2 protein-coding genes are annotated in these 2692 nt (G+C 57.7%); both read left to right on the top strand.

The genetic code is table 11. The features are described 5' to 3' along the window. The first annotated feature begins 305 nt into the window (after positions 1 to 305). Positions 306 to 1469, top strand: coding sequence for a TAXI family TRAP transporter solute-binding subunit (locus CCD76_RS19075; RefSeq protein WP_087721069.1), 1164 nt, complete (start codon positions 306 to 308; stop codon positions 1467 to 1469). Positions 1470 to 1560: 91 nt separating this feature from the next. After that, the coding region (locus tag CCD76_RS19070; RefSeq protein ID WP_143543343.1) for a TRAP transporter permease at positions 1561 to 2692 on the top strand (1132 nt) is incomplete at its 3' end.

Genomic DNA, 2692 nt, shown 5'->3' with positions numbered 1-2692 from the left:
GACGGTGGACCGGTTTCCGGGGGAAAGGTCAGCCACCGCTAGTGAGGTAGGCATACGCCTAGCCTATTTACTAGACATTAGTCATACGGCCAATGCTCCGTTGCTTCTCCTTTAAAGTAAGACTCCACGCGCCATCAGCGGCCCGCGCCCGATTTTTATAAAAAAGTCCCCTCTGCTCCACTATCAGCTTCTGCGGCTTTCGCATTGACAGCGCAAGATCAGGCTTCCTACTATCCTATCCATATTCGGAATTCAGTATCGCATAGCAAAACAATAGTAGCTTACAAGCCAAGGAGCCTCCCCCAATGCGTCAACTAGCTCGCCGACTACTTCTTGTCTCCCTACCAATCGGCCTCGCTTTGCCAGCAATGACTATGGCTAAGGAAGTCGAGCTACCTAAAACCATGGCCTGGACCGCCTATGGCACTAATTCAAGCGGCTACGCCCAGGCCGTAGCCATCGGTGGCATGCTGCAGAACCAGTACGGTACTGCGGTACGTGTATTACCCGGCGACAACGACGTCTCACGCATGACTCCCTTGAAGACCGGCCGTGTCGATCTGTGTGCATGTGGCATTGCCAGCTACTATGGCGCCGAAGGTGTATTGATGTTCGCCCACCCTGACTGGGGCCCCCAACCACTTCGCGTGCTGAGTACATCTACTGCTTCGTTCGGCCTGGCACTGGCGGTAGCCGGTGATCTCGATGTCGAGACACCTGCCGACCTCAAGGGCAAACGCATCGCCTATATCCGGGGCGACGACGCGCTCAACAAGGGTACAGAGGCGTATTTAGCCTTCGGCGGGCTGACCTGGGACGACGTTGAACGCGTGGACTATCCCGGCTACGCGCGGTCGTTTGACGGCATTATCTCCGGAGAGGCGGATGCCTCCTTCACCACCACCGTTACACCTCCAGCCCAACAGCTTGCCAGCAGCCCACGCGGGATCAGTTGGCCGACGCTCGACCCCAACGACGAAGCGGCTTGGCAACGCATGCAAGCCGTCGCCCCGTATTTCCGTCCGCATCAGGTTACATCGGGTGCCGGTGATGTCTCTGCCGATAATCCGATCGATAGCGCAAGCTACCCCTACCCGATTATCGTCGCCAACGCCGACCTAGAGGACAATAGCGCCTATGGCTTGGTCAAGGCGCTTCAGGAAAACTACGACGCCTACAAAGACAATGCACCTGGCGCTGCCGGTTATGCGTTGGAAAACCAAGACCTCACTTGGGTCATCCCTTTCCATGATGCGGTGGTCGATTACTACAAAGAGATCGGCGTATGGACCGACGAGATGCAGGCGCATCAGGACGAACTAGTCAAGCGACAGAATTTACTGCTCGAGACGTGGGATAGCTTCACAGCCGGTGATGTTCCCCAAGAAGAAGACGCCTTTCGCGAGGCATGGATGAAGGCACGCGCTACGGCGCTGAGCGATGCCGGATTTGCCCCCATTTTTGAGTGACCGCTTACCGGCGGCCCGTCGGGAGATGCCCATTGGGGCCGCCCCGGTGGGCGTCGGTCGTTTCGCCGCCTTTAACGCTACGGATCACCCCATGACTCACTCCGCCGCCAATGAGCACGCCGACGCCGCTAAAGAGCAGGTATCCCAGGTACGCTCCCTACCTCATGCACTGCGCTGGCTACCCGGTACTATCACCGTAATACTCACGCTGATGACGCTAGACTACCTCTTCAACCTCGGACTGCTCACCGTAGTCACGGGGCTGGAGACTCAATTTTATTATGCGGTGGTGGCCCTGCTGCTGCCGCTGGTTTATCTATTGTGGCCGATGCGGCCATCCGGCCAAGACAAGCCAGTACCTTGGTACGATTATGTGTTGTTCCTGCTGACCGCCATTGTCGGCGGTTACTTCGTCGTCCAGGCCGAGCCGATCCTTGAACGCGGCTGGGCTTTCGCCGCGCCCGAGCTGGCTGTGTGGTTCAGCTACGCTTATTGGCTGCTGATTCTCGAGGCCGCCAGGCGCGCCGGGGGGTGGCCCATTGCCCTCATCGTCGCAGTATTCTCCTGTTACCCCATGGTTGCTGATGTCATGCCGGGACCAATCCAGGCATTTCCCTCGACTCCTGAGCAGACCGCTATCTACCACACCATGAGCACCGAAAGCATTATGGGCGTGCCGCTGCAAGCTTTCGCGGGGCTGGTAATTGGCTTCCTGATTTTCGGTGTGGTGTTACAAAAGACCGGGGGTGGAGCCTTCTTTATCAACCTCGCCTTCGCCCTGCTTGGCCATGTACGCGGGGGGCCAGCCAAGGTGTCAATCTTCGCCAGCGGCCTAATGGGTTCGATGAGTGGCAGCGTGATTACCAACGTCCTGACCACAGGCGTGTTGTCGATTCCCGCCATGCGGCGCATTGGCATGGGCCGTTCGTTCGCCGGAGGAGTCGAGGCCTGTGCTTCGACCGGCGGTGTGCTGATGCCGCCTGTAATGGGCGCAACTGCCTTCGTCATGGCAATGTTTCTCGATGTCCCCTACGCTGCAGTCGCCCTGGCTGCTGTAATCCCTTCGGTACTGTATTTTCTCGGCCTCTTCATCCAGATCGATGCCTATGCCGCCCGCTATAACATCAAGGGTCTTCCCAAGATCGAGCTACCCTCGGTCAGTAAAACCCTTAAGCAGGGCTGGTACTTCATCTTGAGCTATGGTGATTTCTGGTGTATGAGAG

It is taken from the genome of Salinicola salarius (assembly GCF_002179555.1).
GTDB classification, from domain to species: domain Bacteria; phylum Pseudomonadota; class Gammaproteobacteria; order Pseudomonadales; family Halomonadaceae; genus Salinicola; species Salinicola salarius_A.
Note: the sequence above shows the minus strand (reverse complement) of the source record. Positions and strands in the feature narration are given on the sequence as shown.

Bases quoted from the DNA above. Each gene is read 5' to 3' on its own strand.
- CCD76_RS19075 (WP_087721069.1), top strand. From the start codon at position 306: ATGCGTCAACTAGCTCGCCGACTACTTCTTGTCTCCCTACCAATCGGC.